General features: G+C 42.7%; 17 protein-coding genes. 2 read left to right on the top strand and 15 right to left on the bottom strand.

The features are described 5' to 3' along the window. Positions 1-102 precede the first annotated feature (102 nt). The gene (locus AC1Z3S_RS09005) at positions 103-1,107 is read right to left on the bottom strand and encodes a LacI family DNA-binding transcriptional regulator (protein ID WP_461740095.1); all 1,005 of its coding nucleotides are present in this window, start codon (positions 1,105-1,107) and stop codon (positions 103-105) included. A gap of 284 nt (positions 1,108-1,391) precedes the next feature. Here AC1Z3S_RS09005 and rsgA point away from each other — a divergent pair, with 284 nt between their 5' ends. Continuing rightward, positions 1,392-2,354 carry a ribosome small subunit-dependent GTPase A gene (gene rsgA / locus AC1Z3S_RS09000; protein WP_461740094.1) on the top strand — a complete coding sequence of 321 codons (963 nt, stop codon included), beginning with the start codon at positions 1,392-1,394 and terminating at the stop codon, positions 2,352-2,354. A 54-nt stretch (positions 2,355-2,408) separates the two neighbouring features. Here the strand turns inward: rsgA and AC1Z3S_RS08995 are convergent, their stop codons facing one another. The 13 genes from AC1Z3S_RS08995 to AC1Z3S_RS08935 form a co-directional block, all read right to left on the bottom strand. Next, a complete protein-coding gene (locus AC1Z3S_RS08995) occupies positions 2,409-3,050 on the bottom strand; it encodes a hypothetical protein (RefSeq protein ID WP_461740093.1) in 642 nt (213 codons plus the stop codon). Beyond that, entirely contained in the window at positions 3,047-5,173 is a 2,127-nt protein-coding gene (locus AC1Z3S_RS08990; protein WP_461740092.1) for a hydantoinase/oxoprolinase family protein, read from the bottom strand. The genes AC1Z3S_RS08995 and AC1Z3S_RS08990 overlap by 4 nt, the downstream gene beginning before the upstream one ends. A gap of 14 nt (positions 5,174-5,187) precedes the next feature. After that, entirely contained in the window at positions 5,188-6,471 is a 1,284-nt protein-coding gene (locus tag AC1Z3S_RS08985; protein ID WP_461740091.1) for a gluconate:proton symporter, read from the bottom strand. Positions 6,472-6,596: 125 nt separating this feature from the next. Further along, a complete protein-coding gene (gene hxlB, locus AC1Z3S_RS08980) occupies positions 6,597-7,139 on the bottom strand; it encodes a 6-phospho-3-hexuloisomerase (protein ID WP_461740090.1) in 543 nt (180 codons plus the stop codon). Beyond that, positions 7,136-7,753 (bottom strand): orotidine 5'-phosphate decarboxylase / HUMPS family protein, encoded by a 618-nt coding sequence (locus AC1Z3S_RS08975; RefSeq protein WP_461740089.1) that lies wholly within the window; start codon positions 7,751-7,753, stop codon positions 7,136-7,138. The genes hxlB and AC1Z3S_RS08975 overlap by 4 nt, the downstream gene beginning before the upstream one ends. Positions 7,754-7,766: 13 nt before the next feature. After that, positions 7,767-8,720, bottom strand: a complete 954-nt coding sequence (locus AC1Z3S_RS08970; protein WP_461740088.1) for a sugar kinase — start codon at positions 8,718-8,720, stop codon at positions 7,767-7,769. Further along, a complete protein-coding gene (locus tag AC1Z3S_RS08965) occupies positions 8,713-9,447 on the bottom strand; it encodes a sugar phosphate isomerase/epimerase family protein (protein WP_461740087.1) in 735 nt (244 codons plus the stop codon). The genes AC1Z3S_RS08970 and AC1Z3S_RS08965 overlap by 8 nt, the downstream gene beginning before the upstream one ends. Positions 9,448-9,466: 19 nt before the next feature. Then, the gene (locus AC1Z3S_RS08960; RefSeq protein WP_461740086.1) at positions 9,467-10,459 is read right to left on the bottom strand and encodes a LacI family DNA-binding transcriptional regulator; all 993 of its coding nucleotides are present in this window, start codon (positions 10,457-10,459) and stop codon (positions 9,467-9,469) included. 206 nt (positions 10,460-10,665) lie between these two features. Then, a complete protein-coding gene (locus AC1Z3S_RS08955; protein WP_461740085.1) occupies positions 10,666-11,484 on the bottom strand; it encodes an alpha/beta hydrolase in 819 nt (272 codons plus the stop codon). Beyond that, positions 11,485-13,752 (bottom strand): glycoside hydrolase family 65 protein, encoded by a 2,268-nt coding sequence (locus AC1Z3S_RS08950; RefSeq protein ID WP_461740084.1) that lies wholly within the window; start codon positions 13,750-13,752, stop codon positions 11,485-11,487. It lies immediately after the preceding gene. Positions 13,753-13,834: 82 nt separating this feature from the next. Beyond that, positions 13,835-14,779 (bottom strand): alpha/beta hydrolase, encoded by a 945-nt coding sequence (locus tag AC1Z3S_RS08945; protein WP_461740083.1) that lies wholly within the window; start codon positions 14,777-14,779, stop codon positions 13,835-13,837. Then, positions 14,772-16,301, bottom strand: coding sequence for an MFS transporter (locus tag AC1Z3S_RS08940; RefSeq protein ID WP_461740082.1), 1,530 nt, complete (start codon positions 16,299-16,301; stop codon positions 14,772-14,774). Before AC1Z3S_RS08940 ends, AC1Z3S_RS08945 begins: the two co-directional genes overlap by 8 nt. Before the next feature lie 252 nt (positions 16,302-16,553). Next, positions 16,554-17,033: a hypothetical protein gene (locus tag AC1Z3S_RS08935; protein ID WP_461740081.1), complete on the bottom strand. Its 480-nt coding sequence runs from the start codon at positions 17,031-17,033 to the stop codon at positions 16,554-16,556. Positions 17,034-17,222: 189 nt separating this feature from the next. Between AC1Z3S_RS08935 and AC1Z3S_RS08930 the strand changes: the two genes are divergently transcribed. Beyond that, complete coding sequence (locus AC1Z3S_RS08930) at positions 17,223-17,588, top strand: iron-sulfur cluster biosynthesis family protein (RefSeq protein ID WP_461740080.1); 366 nt, start codon at positions 17,223-17,225, stop codon at positions 17,586-17,588. A 66-nt stretch (positions 17,589-17,654) separates the two neighbouring features. Here AC1Z3S_RS08930 and AC1Z3S_RS08925 read toward each other — a convergent pair whose 3' ends face one another. Next, positions 17,655-18,038: a hypothetical protein gene (locus tag AC1Z3S_RS08925; RefSeq protein WP_461740079.1), complete on the bottom strand. Its 384-nt coding sequence runs from the start codon at positions 18,036-18,038 to the stop codon at positions 17,655-17,657. Between the last annotated feature and the right edge of the window lie 208 nt (positions 18,039-18,246).

Raw genomic sequence — 18,246 nt, 5'->3', positions numbered from 1 at the left:
TCAAATTTTGTTAAAAATAATTACATAAGTTTTTTTACTAATCAAAAAAGCCTTTGAACTTATGCGTTCAAAGGCTTTTCCTCAGCGTTTATTAAAAATTTATCATTCACTTTCTCGAACAATAATTTCGGCCGGTATTACTAAACCAATTGGGTAACCACGGACCTCTTGAATCTTTTCTGAAGCTAAACGAATGGCAGCTTTGCCCATCTCGCTGGTTTTTAAGTCCGCCGTTGACAATGGCGGCGTCATAAATTCCGATACTTCAACATTATCAAAGGAAACAACCGCAATGTCCTCAGGAATCGTTAAATCATTTTTAGCCAACGCTCGATAGACACCGACGGCTAAAGGGTCACTAGCAACTAAAATCGCTGTGGGTAATTTATCTTGATGGTCTTCGATCAATTGTTCCGCCAAACGCATCCCATCTAAAGGCCCCCAGCCAGCTAAGTATGTTTGGATATTCTCACTCAAGCCGCGGGTCACCATCCAATCGCGATAAGTCTGGGCCCGAATATCATCATCTGATATCTTAAATTTATGATTTTCCTGCATGCTATTTCGCAGACCGCCGATAAAAGCAATATTGCGATGGCCTTTATCATAGAGCCGGTCCAAGTGGTTTTCAGTCGCTTTGGCAATATCGACGTAGACCATGTCGTATTTTTCCTCCGCCAAAGGATCGTCCACCACAATAATATTGGGATTATGCTGATAAAGCTTTGCCAATAATTCTTTGGCCAAATGCCCCATCACAATTACTGCACCAAAGGCATCAATTTCCGGCAGCGGTTTATCCTCGTTGAGCCGGAAAATCCGGTTGGCGGCAATTTTCATTTGCCGCGCCTCCTGTGTCAAGCCTAAACGAATCGCCCGAAAATAAGGGTCATCGATTTCTTCTTCCTCAGACACCGGCGTGATAATACAAATGGATGCGTTGCGTTTAATTTTCTTTTTTACTTGGTAATCTAATTCCTTAACTGCCGCCAAAACACGCTGGCGGGTTTCTTCAGTCACCGACAAAGTCTGATCTTCATTCAGCAAACGTGAAACCGTGGCAGGAGAAACTTGTGCCCGTTTCGCAACATCTCTAATCCCAACCATCTCTTCACCTTCCTTTTTTAGTAAACAATTTTCTTTTTACTAGTATACAGCTTTGAAACAAAATAAACAAGCGAAATTCCTTTAGTGACTACATCTAGATAAAAAAATTTGTATCCGTTAACAAAACGATTGTTTTATTTTGAAACTATCTTTATACTTAAACTTGGTAATACAAAACCAATAACTTTTTTTGAAAGGGGAAATGTATCATGAGTAAATTTACTGCAATAAAAATTGGAGGTTTCCCTTTTTAGTGTAAACCTCCGCAAAATTTAGGAGGCTTTATGGAAGAAAAAAACATTGGTATTGTGATTTTCCAAGGACAGGATATCGCAAAGATTTTATTGTCGACTGGCCCGGTTAAAGGAAAAGTTTCCGGCAGCCTGCGACAGAAGCTACTCGCCCCCGCTGATTTTCCGATTGTCGGCGATTATGTCAGAGGTCGTCTCTATGACCAAGAGGCATTTTTAATTGAAGAAATTTTACCGCGAAAAAGTTTTTTAGCCCGCAAAGTTGCTGGCAACCGCTTAGATGAACAAGGAATTGCCGCTAATATTGAAACTGTTTTTATCACCACCAGCGGCAATCAGGATTTGAATTTTTCCCGTTTAGATCGCTATCTGACTATTGTGTGGGATAGTGGTGCTATTCCCGTCTTAGTCATTACCAAAACTGACTTATTGGACGCTTCAGAAATCACTCAGATTGAAGCCGACTTGCACCAGCGTTTTGTCGGTGTCCCGGTGATTTTAACTACTAGTCAAGAGGACAACCGCGAAAAATTTGCACCTTATTTAAAAGCACACTCGATTGCCGCTTTTATTGGCTCTTCTGGCGTTGGCAAATCAACCTTATTAAACCAATTGCTAGGGGAACAAAAACAAGTTACCCAAAGCACTCGCCTCGACGATGATCGAGGACGGCACACGACAACTAGCCGGCAGCTTTTTCTTTTGGCAAATGGCGCAATGCTTATCGATACCCCCGGTATGCGGGAAATCAGTTTAGCCGCACAGCAAAGTGAAGGCTTTGAGCAGCAGTTTCATGAAATTGATGCACTTGCCCAGCAATGTCGCTTTAAAAATTGTCAGCATTTGACGGAACCAAATTGTGCTGTCAAAAAGGCCATCACCACCGGCCAGTTACCAGCTGAGGTACTAAAAAATTATCAGAAATTGCAAAAAGAGCTCGCCTATTTACAGCAAAAAGAACAACGGCAGCAACGCCGCCTGCAAAAAAATAAGTAAACAATAAGAAATCCGCAGAACTGGCTGAGAATAGCCGGTTCTGCGGATTTTAAATTAGTCAATGCGTTTAAATAGTTTAGTTAGTCGCCCCTCAGCTTCCTGCGGATAAAAAGCCGCTGGTAAAAAGAGATTCAACAGATAAGGATAATAGTTTAGCTGTAAAAGTTCTTTAGCAAAAACCATAGCCGCAATTTCCTCAAGACTTCCTATACTTGTCTGGTGCTGATAAAAGCCCAGACTCCATAGCGACAGTCGATAAGATTTAACAAAGAGCTCCTCTGGCTCGGCAAAGAAATGAAACAGCTCATGGGCGATTGCTACCTGCTGCCAGTTTTCAAAAAGCAGCTCTGGTAGGCCAGCCTTTTTAAAATAGGCATCTTTTGTTTGAAAGCTCTGATTGATCGTAATCTGGTTTGGTAGCTCGAAGGCCCCCAGTGAGATAAATTTTTCAGAAATTGGCAGTTCAGCAAAGCTAACCTTCAACTGCTGAGATTTTAAAATCTCAGCCAAGCTGTAGTCGGGAAATTTTTGCTCCACACTCGCCGCTAAATTTTTGCCATCTGCTGCTGCTTTGGCAATCAGCTCAGGAATCTCATCAGAGGGAATTTTTTTAAAGGAGGCACTTTCCTGCAGCTGTAATAGCTGCAGTTTTTCCTCTGGCGAGCCTTTGAAGGCTCGCCATAACTCGCCGATCATAGATTGTTCCGGGCGCCCACAACGATGACCTCTTCCCGACCACCATGCTGCATCAATTCAGTATCCATCACCATGTGCAATTGAGAAAGCTCGAGCATCCCAGTATAATCCACGACCTTCGCTCCAATACAAAGATAAATATCTGGTGCCAGCTTGATATCACTCTTATAGACTGCCAAATCTTCCCAATATTTATCCACTACATTGCGAATACCGCCGACGGTTGTTTTCGTTGCTTCGCCATCAGCCCGTTGAATCTTAATAAAGCCTTTTTTATCAATAATCCGTAATTCCTGCTGCTCATCCTTCGTACCCTTCATCGTACCGAAACAGAAGAAATACTCATTTTCAGCCACTAGATAAACTTTTTCTTCACTGACCTGCATTGATTTAGCAACCAATGTCTTCGCTTCAGCTTCATCAACACTAGCTGATAAATCAGTTGTTTTAACTTCAGTTGAACCCGTGGCAATCGCCCGCACTTTATTAGTCTGTGAGTCGATTTCCATTTGAACTTCGATGGTTTCCGGAGAAGCACCGGATTTCGTTGCAGATTGAATCGCTTCGTTACGAATATCCTCTAAGTCCTGTGGCGCTGGATTAGGAATTACCCGTTCTACCACGTCACGAACCATCGCTAAAGCCACTCCAATCGAAGAAATAACCTCGGCATGTTGGGCAATGTCATAGCCTAGGCCCATTTTCTTGGCCGTATATGGCAATAATGATGTTGCTCCGCCACCACCGCCAACTAGAGAAATTTGATCCCGTTCAACTTTATGTTTGTCTGCTAAGAAATTAATAACTTTGATTACCACATCTGAAGCCCGTTCCATAATTTCTGTGGCAGTCTCCTCCACTGATTTACCGATATCCTTAGCTAAGGCCTCCATCGCTTTGTAACTGGCTTCGTAATTCCCGAAAGAATAATCCCCTTCCTTCACCAATTCCAAGACATTGGCAGCACAGGTTACCGTGATGGCAAATCGCTGTCCATTTTCTGATTCAATTGCGACATAATCGGAAGGGTCATTTTCTAATGGTTGAATATGGACAACTTTAGGATTGATAATGTCCTCTGGTTTTGAAAAAGCGGCATACGGCAGTTTAGCAATATGGGCTGACCGTGGTCCAACCGCCACAACGCTCGTCTTGTCGGCCCGCACCATGCTCCCGCCGGCCACACCAGAAACGTGAACATCAAGAGAACTAATTAATGTTTTATGTCCGCCAACTACTGAGTAATCAATCATCGGCCGACCATTTTTAATTACCCCAATATCGGTTGAAGTCCCACCAACTTCAAAGAAAATCGCATTGGAGGCTTTTAGATACATCAAGGCGCCAACTGTTGAGGCTGCTGGGCCGGAGAGCATCGTCAATACCGGCCGCTTGCGCATTTCATTAATGTCCATAACACCGCCATCCCCCCGCATAATCATCAGCGGAACTTTGATGCCGGCTTTGCGCACGCTGTCTTCGGTGCTGTCGGCTGTTTCAAACATTTTTGGCAGAATTGAAGCATTGATTACCGCCGTCCGAGTTCGTTTGGATAAACCATACATCTTACTAATATCAGAAGCCTGTGAAACTTCAACATTCATCTCTTTACCGATAGCGGCGATTTCTTCTTCTTGCCGCTTGTTGTCCACCCCAAAGGCTTTGGAAGCCACAATAACCTCGGCTCCTTCGCCTAACAATTCCTCCATTGTCCGTTTGGCGACGTCTTTAGAGAATTTTTTCAAAGGAATATATTTATTATGGGTTTCAATCCGGCGCTTGCCGGTTTCATCTAAAATAATATCTTTAATCACTGATTGGCGTTTAGCTAAAAAGCTATTGCCCATGCCAATAACACCCGTTACCGCCACATCCCCTTCTAAAAGGGCGTTGGTCGCCTGTGTGGTACTATGGGCGATGAACATCACCTCATCCGGAGAGATGTTATTTTGCGTCAAACATTTTTCAAAAGCCTGCACCACGCCAGCGGAAACTCCCAACTCATCATCATGGGTCGTTTTAACTGAACCAATTCCAACTATTTCAAAGGTATCCCCATCAATTGCGACAGCTTTCGTATGGGTGCCACCTACGTCGATTCCGACACGAATTGCTCTTTTCATTGAAAATCTCCTCTCTATGCGAACATGAAGTAACAAACCATCACGTTAATTGCCCCGGCTAACCAGCCCCACGGTACCCCTGTCATCATAAACTCTTTGGCGCCGACTTTAGAATAATTCAAGGCCCATAAGTTCCATGATTGGGTCGGACACGTTGATAAGTTCATGGCAATCGTTGGAATGTACATCAGCGGGAATAATAAACTGACAGGGAAAATACCCATCGCTTGCAAAATACCAACGGTTGCACTACCAGCACCGAAGATTGTCAACGGACCCCGGAAAAGCCCCAACGGAATTAAACTGGCAAAGGCAATACAGAGAATCAACGCGCTACTTGGAATAAAGTCCCCTAAAACCGCTTGGAAAAACGGCGCCGCAATCCCAGAAGCCTTATTAAACATTGGTAAAATAAATAGGAAACCTAATAGTGAGGCCACATCGACAACCCCATCATAGAAGGTTCTAGTAATTAATCGAGTACCTTCTTTGTAATTTGGCAGTTTTCCACAAACTGCCAATGCGTATAATGACGCTACGATAAAGGCCGGAATTGGTTGCCAGCCAAACACAATCGCTAATAATACTGGAATCACTGGCGTAATCAAAGCATAAATCGGAATGTCTTTTTCATCTTCGATATCTTCAACTGACGAAGCCATGTTGAAGGTTTTCTTTTTCCGCAAACCGAAAATCAACATTAAAATAACCATCAAAGTTTGCACGCCTAAAGCCGTGAAACCAAATTTTAAATAATTCCAATCATAAGCATAATCAGTAAGGATCCCCTGCATCTGCTTGAACAATACAATGTTGACATACATCCCGCTACCGACACTCATCAGATAGGAGGTTACCGCTAACGGTTTCGGCACGCCCAATGACATTAAGATTGGCAAAACGATAATCCCGATGGCCACAACTGCACCGGCGCCAAAAGTTGAAGTAAAAATCAAAGTGGTGACAATACATAAAAGAATCGTTGTGAATAAAGGATTTTCTCCACTCAGCTCGACAGTTTTCTTAATTAAAATGGAAGCGATTTCAGTTTCGATCAAAATACGGCCGAACCAGCTACCGAAAATTACGATAACGGCTGTTGCCCCCCAGCTTTCTGGGCCGCCCTGCCACACCTCAATCATCGCCTGATCCCAAGTTAATTGGCCACCGATAATACTAAAGAAGACCCACACAATTGCCATTACGAAGAAACCTACCATGAGGTTCCCGCCCTTTGCAGCGAAACGAATCAAGAGAAAGTAGCTAATCAACAAAATAATTCCAATAATAAAATCCATATTCTCGCTCCTCCATAATTTTAAATTCCTGCTGAAATTTGGTTTACTCTATTGTTACGGAAAAAGAGCCAAGTCTTTTCCAGCAATGCCCTCAAGTGATTGGCCTTTCCGTAAAAATCCATCGATTACTCCATATTTGAATGCTGCTGATTGGCCGCTTCGTTGCTGACATTTTTCAGCTTACTTAGTTGCAGACAGATATAATCCAAGGTGATATGCAAGGTTTGATCAAACAAACTGCTCAATAATTGAATCGAAGGTAGACCGCTCTTTGTTTTAGTCGCGCCTGGAATTACAAGCGTTACATCCCCTAGCTCCCCAAGCGGCGAATCGCCTTTACTAGTCACTGCTAAAATCTTGACGCCTTGAGCCTTGGCCTTGGTAGTCAGGCTGACAATTGCACTTGTCGTTCCCGAACCAGAAATTGCTACAAGTAAGTCACCGGCTTGCACAGAAGGGGTCGTCGTTTCGCCGATTACATAGACCTGCAGGCCGATATGCATCAGCCGCATCGCAAATCCCTTCCCCTGCAGTCCGCTGCGGCCTTCTCCTAAAACAAAAATCCGCTGGTCTTGATTTAATAAATCAATGGCCGCCTGCACTTCTTCTGGATTGAGCTTGGCTATCACCTGATCAATCTCTTTGAGGATAATCTCCATATCCTTCATTTTAGAACCTCCTTAAATTTCACCAGTTCCTTTTGTGGTTCTGGACTTTTAACAATGCTGCTGCCGACAATCGCAATTTCTAAGCCGCTATCTTTTAATTCGGCAACCTTTTCTAAAGTTAAACTGCCAGCTAGTGCCGTCCGCTTAATCTGTGGAAAGCGGGCCTTAAAATTTTGGACTTCTTCAACAACTGAAACCGGCTTTTGACTGTCTTTAGCAAAATGCAGACTGTAAATCGCCTTTTCAAAATGCGCAATCTGGGCAATTTTTTCTACTGAGCATTCCAGTAAGTCAATCATCATTTCTTTGCCTAATTCTTCTGCAACTTGGTAACAAATTTCTAAAGTTTCAAGGGCACTCGCCCCCATCACTGTCAAAATATCAGCACCTGCGGCAAAATATTGGCGGAATTCATATTCCCCTTCATCAATCGTCTTAATGTCGGCTAATATTTTAGCTGAGCCGGCAATTTTTTTGGTTTCTGTCACTGAGAGCAGGCCGTAATCTTTGCCTAAGGAAGTCCCCAATTCGATGATGTCGGCTGCTTGCAGCTGATTTACCAGCAGACAAGCCTCACTTAAAGTTACGCGATCGATTGCTACTTGTATCTTCATGGCCTTCCTCCTTTTACTCTGGATGATTTTGAATAAAATCAGCTAGTTGCTCTCTCGTTGGTAGATTTTCATTATCACTGATATGGCTGACTTGAATCGCTCCAATTGCGTTCGCCCGAACCAATAGTTCCTTCATCGGCAGCCCTTCTAAAAGGCCGCTGACAATCCCTACCGCAAAGCCGTCACCAGCACCAACGGTATCGACCGCTTCGACTCTAAAGCCAGCTTGCGTGAGAATGTGATCACCAGCTAAATCCCGCCATTTGGCATAGGCACCCTTTGAACCGAGTTTAATGATGACTGCCTTAGCTCCTAAGTCCAAATAAAAATCGGCAATTTCATCCGGCTCTGTTCGCCCGGTTAAAATAAAGCCTTCGCCGATTCCCGGTAAAACATAATCTGCATACTCAGCAATATGATTGATTCGTTCAGTCATTAACTCTCGACTGCCCCACAAAGTCGGCCGCAGATTGGGATCAAAGGTAATAATTGTATTTTGGGCTTTTGCTTTTTGAATGAGTCCTTCCATCAATTCATAAGTCCCGTCATTTAAAGCCATCAAAATGCCCGTTACATGAAAAATATCAATATCTGAAAAATCGATTTCCGCTGCCCGCTCAATTCCCATGTGATAAGCGGCCGAACCTTTACGGAAATAAACAACCTCTGGATCATTTTTAGAATCCTTATTTTTTAATTGAAAACCAGTCGGATATTCAGGGTTAATTTCAATCAAGGAAGTATCAATGTCCTCTGCCTCCAAAAACTCAACGATGTGTTCACCAAAAGGATCTTGGCCTAATTCCGTCACGTAGGTCACCTCATGTTCCAAGCGAACCAAGCCTACTGAAACGTTGACCTCGGCTCCTGCAACATAGCGGTCAAAAGATTTTACATGTTTTAATTTCTCCGGTGTTTGCGCAATAAACATCGCCATCGGCTCGCCGATTGTCAGCACTTTACCCATTTTCAATAACCTCCTGTACTTTTTGATATTCTTGTTCCAGCTCCGTTAAACTCATGGGATACTCGATGCCAGTTGGCCACTCAGGTTCTAAAAATTTCCGCCAATTTAGTTCCCCTTGGTCTAATAAAACCGGCTGACCTTGAAAAATATTTTTCAAATGGAAAATCGTGATTTTTTCTTTTACTTGTTGGAAGGCGGCTTCTGGATTCTCTCCCATCACCACCCAATTACCTAAATCAAAGGTGTAGCCTAGCGGAAGCTGTCGCTCTTCAATCATTGTTAGCGCTCTTAAAACAGCGGCTAACTTTCCGTTTTCTTCAGTCTGGTCATTTTCAATGGTAACCGTCAGTTCTTTTGGCAAAAGCTTTTCCAATTGCCCTCGAGAAACTTTTTGCAGGCCCACTAAACTGCCGATATTTAATTTTAGTGAAACTGCAGCTAGGCTTTCAGCTTCTGCTAGCCATTCTGACAAATCAGGATTTACTCCATCTGCGACAAAAAGTGGCTCAGGAATCGAATAACGCAGCTGCCAGTTCTTTAGTTTACCGGTTTCCAAAATTTCTAAAAATTCCTGCTGTTTTTCTACGGGAATTTTTGAAAAATATTCCCGCCGCACTTCAATTCCAGAAAGCGACAACGGCAACTCTGCCAAGGCTTTAACAAAAGCTGTCTGGTCTTGATAAGGAGTTCCTTCTTTGACAATTGTGTTCACAAAAATATTTCCCATGTTTTCTCTCCTTCGCTATTTACAATGAGCCCCGCAAATGAATTTCAGCAGCAATTTCAATGGTTTCTGTTGGTTGAGGAATGTCAATCTCCTGCATTAAAACTTCAACCGCCCGCTCACCAATCCGCTCAGGCAGTTGGTGAATCGTAGTGATTCCCGGTTGAATTAGTTCTCCCCAGAACCAGTCGTCATAGCCGGCCAAACCGCAATCTGTCGGAAATTTTAACTGACAATTATTCAAGCCAACGACCGCTTCATACATTGCATTCCCATTGGCTGCAAAGAAACAAGTCTTTTCATTGAACTCATGCCCGCTACAAAACTCGACAATATCTTGTCCCTTACCAGTATGATGCAGTTCCAACAATTCCACTTGACAAGTAGTATCTAAAGTTCCTAGCCGAATGCCTTGATAGCGTTCGGCCCGCGGACCAATTTTTCCAATGGCTTCACTGACGTGGATAATTTTTTGATAGCCATTTGCAACGATAATTTCCGCCATCTTTTTGGAAACCTGAATATTATTGGTTTGCACTGTCGTCCAGCGATCGATGTTTAAGGAACGATCGACTAGGACTGTCGGAATTTCTTGATCGATGATTTGTTGAAAAGCAGTCAGCTCGGTTGCAACTGGCTGCAAGAGAATGCCGTCAATATTTTGATCAATTAATTTTTGAATGGCCCGCTGCTCCTCTACCTCAGAATTATTTGTGTTCATGATTAGCAGTTGATAGCCGGTGTCCATTAAAGCGTCCTGCACGGCTTTAATTATGTAAGCCGTATATTGATTGGCAATATCAGCAACAAGTAAACCGATTAACCAACTTTTATTTGATTTTAATCCCTGCGCCTGTTTGCTGGGACGATAGTCTAATTCATCGATAATTAATTGGATTTTTCTTTTTGTATCAAGAGACATGTTGCCAAATTTGCCATTTAAATATCTAGAGATGGTCGTTTTAGAAACGCCAGCACGGTTAGCAACCTCTTGAATTGTGACATGTTTTTTCATAATCTTTCACCTTCTGGTTTACCGGTTAACCATATTGTAAACGGTTTCTGAAATAAATTCAAGGTTTTTTGACAAAAAGATTTTTTTCACGAGTTTGAGAAGGTGGCAGATAAAATTTGAGCCACAATTCCTTTTCAAAAAAATAAAAATGCGCAGCCAACAAGAAAGCGGCCCACGCATTTTATTTAGAATAATCGATTCATGATTTATTTTTTGGCAAATTGATTTTTTAACCAACGGGCCGCCATCTGCGGCCAGTTTTCGACATCTTCTAGAATTTGATACGGTTCGCTGGCACGTCTAGTTTCAACAGTCCCTAAGCTTAGACCATGCAGTCCCCGGTTATAAAGATGAAATTCAAAGGGAATACTCGCATCATATAAAGCATCCGCCAACAATAAACTATTTTTGGCTGGCACGGCATCATCAGCCACAGTATGCCAAACAAAAGTTGCTGGAAAATCTTGATCGACTAATTTTTCAATGGAGACAGCCGCATTTTCTTTAGGATAATCAGCTCCTAGCAACGCTTGGAAACTGCCTTGATGGGCATATTTACCACTGGAAATCACTGGGTAGCTTAATACTAGAGCATTCGGATAGATTTCTGCAGCCGGTGCAATGTCTGCCAGTAACGGCTTATTCCAATTAACACCTAAAGAAGCGGCCAAATGTCCACCGGCAGAAAAGCCCAACACGGTAATTTTTGCAACATCAACAAAAAAGTCGCCCGCATTCTTACGAATAAAAGCTACCGAAGTTGCCAGTTGCTTTAAAGCCACTGGATAGCGAACTGCTGGTGCGACACTGTATTTTAAGACAGCAGCTTGATAGCCTAAGCTGAGAAAATGCAACGCCACTGGTTCGCCTTCCCGCTCTGATAAAAATTCATAGCCGCCACCTGGGCAAATTAAAATCATCGGCCGCTGGCGCAGCGGGTCGATTTCAGCCGAGTTGTCCTGCAAATATAAAATCAGTTCTGCCTCATGACCAGCTGCTTGGATTTTTTCCGATAACACTCTCATTTAAGCACCTCGTTTAATGACTGTTTTTTCTTCAACTAAATAAGTTTCTCCATTAATCATAACAGATTGTGCTGCTCCTGCCACTAACGTCAAATTAATCGTTGCTTCAGAAATTTCTGCTAAAAATTGGCTGCCTTGATAATGGAAGCTGAAGGTCATTTTATCCCAATTTTTTGGCAGCTGCGGCCGCAGACTTATGCCGCTTTCAGTTAAGCGTAAGCCGCCAAAACCAAAGACAAGTCCTAAATAAGTCCCCCCCATATTGGCTGCATGAATACCATCTTTGGTATTTTTATGGGAATTGGTGATGTCAATTTTTGAAGATTCATCGAAATAATTATAAGCTTTCTCGTTATCGCCAAACTGATTCGCCACAATGCTGAAAATACAAGAAGACAAAGAAGAATCATGAGTCGTTAACGGCTCATAATAATCATAGCCCCGTTTAACGGCCGCTTCTTCAAATTGATTTTCGTATAAGAAATAGGCCAAGACTAAATCCGCCTGTTTTGTTACTTGATGCCGGTATAAATACAACGGATGATAGTGAAGCAATAGTGGAAACTTCTCAGCCGGCAAGTTTTTAAATTCCATCACAGGTTTTGATAAAAAGCTGTCGTCTTGCTCATGAATTTGTAATTCTTTAGAAAAAGGCAAATACATAGCCGCCGCTGCCCGCTGCCATTCGGCGATTTCAGCAGAGGTTAAGCCGATTTTTCCAATGACTTCAGCAAGGCCTGCCTCGGTTAATACTTGATAAAATTTCCCCGCCCATTCCAAATGGTATTTAGCTGAGATGTTGGTATAAAAATTATTGTTGACGACACAAGTGTATTCATCGGGGCCAGTCACCGCATTGATGACAAAATGTTCCTTGGTAAAATGGCCGACCTCTAACCAAACGCGGGCCGTTTCAAAAATAACTTCCGCTCCGTAATCGGCAATTAATTGCAGATCCCCGGTCGCCAAATAATATTGGATGATGGCATAAGCAATGTCGCTGTTAATATGATATTGGGCCGTGCCTGAAGGGAAATAACCGGAAGACTCCGCCCCGGCAATCGTGCGCCATGGATAAAGGGCGCCGGTCTGATGACCAAGAATGCGGGCATTTTCCCGGGCCTTATCCAAAATACTATAACGATAGTGAATCAATTTTTGAGCAATTTGGGGATTGGTTAAGGTAAAAAAGGGCATCATATAAATTTCAGTGTCCCAGAAATAATGGCCTTCATAGCCTTCGCCGCTTAAGCCTTTGGCGGCAATATTGGAAATGCCGTCCTTACCAGCCGACTGCAATAAGCTATATAAACTATAATCCAGAGAATCGTTTAATAATTGGTCGCCGCTCACTTCCGCCACCGCATTTTGCCAAAAATCCGCCAGATAAGCGGCTTGCTTTTGATATAAATCATTGAGACCAGCTGCTTTAACTTCCGCAATTAATTCTTCACTCGCCTTAGCTAAATCATAGCGACGGGAATCTAGAAAGAGACTGAATTTTGTGAAGTTCAGCGGTCGCTTAGGAGCAATTTCCCCTTGATAGATAAACGTATTTTCAACCTCTGTTGCCACAAGTTCAGTTAACGGTAGTTTGCTCTCATGAAAAACAATTGTTTCAGCCGCTAAATCTGAAACTTGAGTCTTAGCAGTGATTTTAGAAATCCCCTGCGCTTCATCCACCTGATTGCCGACAACCCGCAGATAATGCTCGGATTCTGCGGCAACCCGTGGATCATTAGGGTCAGCAAAGTTAGTCACCTCGCCATTATGCTTAGACGTAATTTTAATTTCACCGCTAAATTCATTTGAAGTGATTGTCAATTCAATGGTGAACAAAGGCAACACAACAAAAGACGCCATCCGTTTGAAGGCAATTTGAAAGCTTTGGCCAGCTTGGTTGTGCCAAGTAAATTGACGAAGGGCTGTACCTTTTTCCATATCCAATTCCCGATAGATATCTGTAGCGTTTTCAAAAATTGAGACAGCTTCTCCGCCGATTTCAATCGTGAAGGATTGCGTATCAGCAACGTTTAGCATCACTTCTTTTTTATTGACAAAACCATATAGCTGCTCGGCCTGCTTCATCTCGGCAACATCGTAAAAGCCGTTGATATACTGTCCTCGACTGGAGGAAAAGCCTTGAGGATAGCCTTCTTCAAAATTTCCTCTCACACCAAGATAGCCATTAGCTGTATGGAACAGTGTTTCCTGCAATAATAAATTGTCGTTGGTTAATTCAAACCCTTGCTTAATCAGTTTTTTCATCCGTGAGTCCTCTTTCAATTTATGATGGTGGTGGCAAGCCAGTAGCCGTTATTTCCGCCACTGGCAAAACTCAACTTATTGCTTAAGCCATTACTTCATCTAAAAAGGCTTTTACTTTTTGCCAGTAAGCCTCGCCGGCAATAATTCCTGACATGGCGTGCTGTGCTCCAGCCACCGGCAATTTTTCTTTAAAGGTGGGGGCCGCCTGATAATTTTCCGCCAACATGCCGAAAGGTACAAAAGTATCGGCAGTTCCGTGGATAAACAGTGCTGGCAGTTTGGTTTTCGCCAGCTGCTTTGTACTACTGGCTTCACCTAGCCACCAACCTTGACGCACTTTATTGATAACCGAGACGAGGGGAATCAAAGGAAAAGCCGGCACATGGAACAAATTTTTCAATTGATAGCTCAACTCTTCTTTCACAGAAGCATAGCCGCAGTCTTCAATTACTGCTTTAACATTGCTCGGTAAATTTTCACCGGCCGTCATCATCACGGTTGCCCCGCCCATGGAAACCCCATATAAAATAATTTCCGCTTCCGGCTCTTTTTGTAAAATAAAGTCAATCCACAGCTGAATATCTTTGCGATCCGGCCAGCCAAACCCGATGTAGCGGCCTTCACTAGAGCCATGGGCCCGCAAATCCGGCAGCAGCACATTGAAGCCTAAATCTTGAAAATAAGGCGCCTTGTCGAACATCTCTTCATGGCGGCTGTCAAAGCCGTGGACTAAGATGCCCCAGCGTTTGCTTGGCTGAGCTAAAGAGTAGCTGAAGCCCTTCAATTTTAAGCCGTCTTGGCTGGTGATGCTGACCATTTCTTCAGTAGCTTTGGCTACCCACTCCGCCTTTTTATCCAAAACTGGTTGCAATAAAGTAGCCTCTGGGGTATCAATCCGATTGTGGTCGGACTCCATCGTTTCTGCCCGATTGGTCGTTTTTAAAAAAGCGATTGTAAATAGTTTATGGGCCGCAAAAAGTAGCACCACTGCCAATAACAGGACAATAATTAAAATAATTTTAAGCATGAATATCACCTTCAGGATTAATGGAGGTTGTAGCTTCCGCCTTGGCATCCCGTTCTTTGATTTCCTCAGTAATTTGTGCAAACTGACTTTCGGTCATGATGCCTTTTTTCTTATATATAGTGTAGGCAATCGTGATACCGATTAAAGGCACCACCGTTAAGAAAATTAACAGCAGACGACCTTTGATTTCCGGTGTGGCATTTAGAATTTGTTGGATCATACTTTCTCTGGCGGTGGCGGAAATCGTACCAGCCGCCGCTTGATTTTCCAAATCAGAAATTTGGTTAGTGGTGGAAAGCACACCAATCACCAGATAAACTAACATGGTCCCGAACTGACCTAAGCCCATGCCTAATTGCGTTACAAAGGGCCGCACTGAAAAAATAATGCCCTCATTGCGGGTGCCAAATTTCCAGTCATTCCATTCAACCCCATTGGCAATACTAATCATAATAATTAGATAAAAGACGCCATTACCAACTGCTGGCAAAATATTAACCAATGCCAAAATAATTAATTTGGTCATTTCTAGACTGTTTGGCAAAATCCAGCCGGCTGCCAATAAAAGGAAATAGCCGGTTAACGACATCGTTGCGGTAATTTTAATTAAAGTATCGCGGTTGAATTTTTTAGAAATGGCGGGAAACATAATAAAGACTAGGGCGCCGGCAACTTGTCCGACGATATTAAAAATCGTCACCAATAAGCCGTTGTAACCAAAACTAAAGTATAGATAAGTGGAAATCAACGTTGTGCTCAAGGTGGTGACCAACATATAAACAAATAAAATTACGCCGCTCCACAAGGCTTGTTTATTGCGGTAGATAATATGAACAATTTCCTTCACACTGATTTTCGTGGTTTCTTTTTTCACCGCAGGTCTTGGCGGTTCTTCAACGCCAAATAATGTGATAGCCTGCGTCAAGAGCATAATTAAAGAAAAGCCAATCCCAATAGCTGCATAACCGGTTACGGCACTGCCGCCGATTACCAAACTGCCGACGGTAAATGTCGGCACAATCAAAGCCGTTAAGAAGGCCCCGATGCCCGCCATCAAATTGGTTAAAGACATCAAGCGATTGCGACCGTCTTGATCTTTTGTCAAAGCGGGAATCATGCCCCAATAAGCAATGTCGTTAATCGAAAAGAAAATACTAAAAAGAAAATACATAATGCCAAAGAAAATGACGTAGGGCCAGCCTTGTAAATTAGATGAAAAAGACAGGCTGACGATAATTGCTGTTCCGATGACCCCGGCTAAAATAAAGGGTTTGAATTTTCCCCACTTGCTGTGGGAAGCATCAATCACATTCCCCAAAATCGGGTCAATGACGGCATCGAAAAAGCGGGCTGCCACCATAATAACGGTAATCACAGAAAATTGAGCCGCCGTTAAAGTTTTAGTAAACAACACGTAATTTAAGAGATAGTTGACAAATAATCCGGCGGCCGCCATATCTCGACCGACAGTACCGATTGAAAATGACCAAAGATTGCGTTTAGATAACTGTGTACTCTCCATGGTTGATTCCCCCTTATAAAAAAAACACCTGTCAGGTATTAATTTAGTTTAATTTACTGTTTACTAAACAGCTTGTCAATCAATAATTCTTCAAACAAAAAAAGCGCTGTCTCCTGCCTGACGAAAGCTTCTTCAATCAAGTGGATAATCAGGTCAGCCAAGCCTTATCAAAAGGCTTTGGCGCCTAAACAAATCCTGTTCATTTGATTTGAAAAAAATTTCGTGAAGCAAACCCAACAGAGCTTCATAATCTTAATTTTTTATTTGATAGCGTTGTACGTAAGAAAAAATAAATAGGCCAGTCAGCACCAACGCCAATAACGCAAATCTCAGGCCGCTGTGATTGTCCAGCCAAAAATAGGCGGCTAAACTAACCACCGTCAAGGAGCTAAAGCTCGTGATACTCATCAGGTGGCTACTTTTTTTGACCTGCAAAATAGCTGCTGCAGAATAGCTTCCGTAAAAATTGCCAAGAATACCAAGACTTGCAAGTCCCAACACCAAACTGATACACAGAGCGAAGATCATCAAAAAGATACTATTATAAGCCTGCTCTGCAAAGCCAGCAATTGTTGAAAATATTGAAAAAATGAAGAGGCTGGCTGCTAAAAATGCCAAATTCAAGCCGCCAAGCTTCAGCCAAACCTGCTGTGGCTGCTGGCGCCATTGGAACCAAGCTGTCAGTCCGCTAAAGCTGACCCACAGCGCTAAAAAAATCCCCATCCCGTTCATTTCAACGCCTCCCAAAAAAGCTGCAAATTGTTTTTTCATTATACCGCAAATCTGCAACAAGAGATAGCTTTGCTGATTTTACTGCTGATTAGCTTTGGTTTTATAAGCAGATTATTAGAGTCTACTGCTTAAAAAGAGTAGGATATAGCTGTACTTAATAGAATGTATAAACTCACAGGGGGCCTTACAATGGAAATCAAAATGAGTCCAGAAGTTGAAAAAAAATTAGCACCCTATCAACAGGATGCTAAACTATTATTAGATTTAGACGACGGTGTCGGCAGTTTCTCAAAATTCGGTGTTTGCTCTTTAGATACCAGTTTTCGGGTTTTAGTAGTCGCAAAAGATAGTGATTTGCAGGACTACCCAACGGCTTTAACCTCCCCTATCGGCGACCTTTATATTAAAGAATACACCAGCAATTACTTTGCTGAGGAACCGGTGTTAGAATTAAATCCCCGCTTTCAAAATCTAGTTTTGAAAACCGCCAGCGGAACCGTTGATGGAAATGTTGAAATTATCGACATGCGGGCTCTACAAAGTCTGCAAAAATAAATGTAATCTTTGCCAACTCGCTTTTGTCAGAAGTTCGGCAGCTTTAATTAAGCTGCCGTTTTTGCACTAGTCAGTTGGCTTTTTCTTTTCTAGTAATTGCTGCATCTGATTCAGCTGCTCCTTCAAGGCTGCCAAGCCTTCCATCAGAGCTAGCAATTTTTTATGAAGCACATCGAATTGTTTGCTTTGGGAATAGAGACTGCCCCAATTCGAAGCTTCGTATAAGCTGACCAGCTCTGGAACTTTTTCAGCAGCAATTTTGACATGGGTCACTTCGACGGTGCCGCCGTTTCGATAGACAGTCGAGGTTAAGGTCTCCATCTCCGGCCAAGCAGCGGGCCCAGCGATATAGCCGCCTTCAGTTTTTTCAATTAATTTCGTTTCCTTTAGCCAGCCGTAAAAGCTTGTTTGATTGAAACTGTATTTTGCTTTAATTTCCTGTAATTTCATCTGCTCCTCCTTTGTTTGGTCAACTAGAAATACGCAGGCGGGCAAATCATCCATGAAAAAAGAGCCTGTGATATTAGTCTTTCTAACAGATGAAATCCCGAACTATATTTTCTTTGCTCCTGCGGTCCAATAGGTCCGAATTGCAAATTAACAATATCTAGTGGTTTTCACTAGATACCCTTCGTGAAGTTCGGCTCTGTTCTAACTA

The sequence above is a fragment of the Enterococcus sp. LJL90 genome, from assembly GCF_056924355.1.
This window is presented reverse-complemented; position numbering and strand designations above follow the sequence as displayed.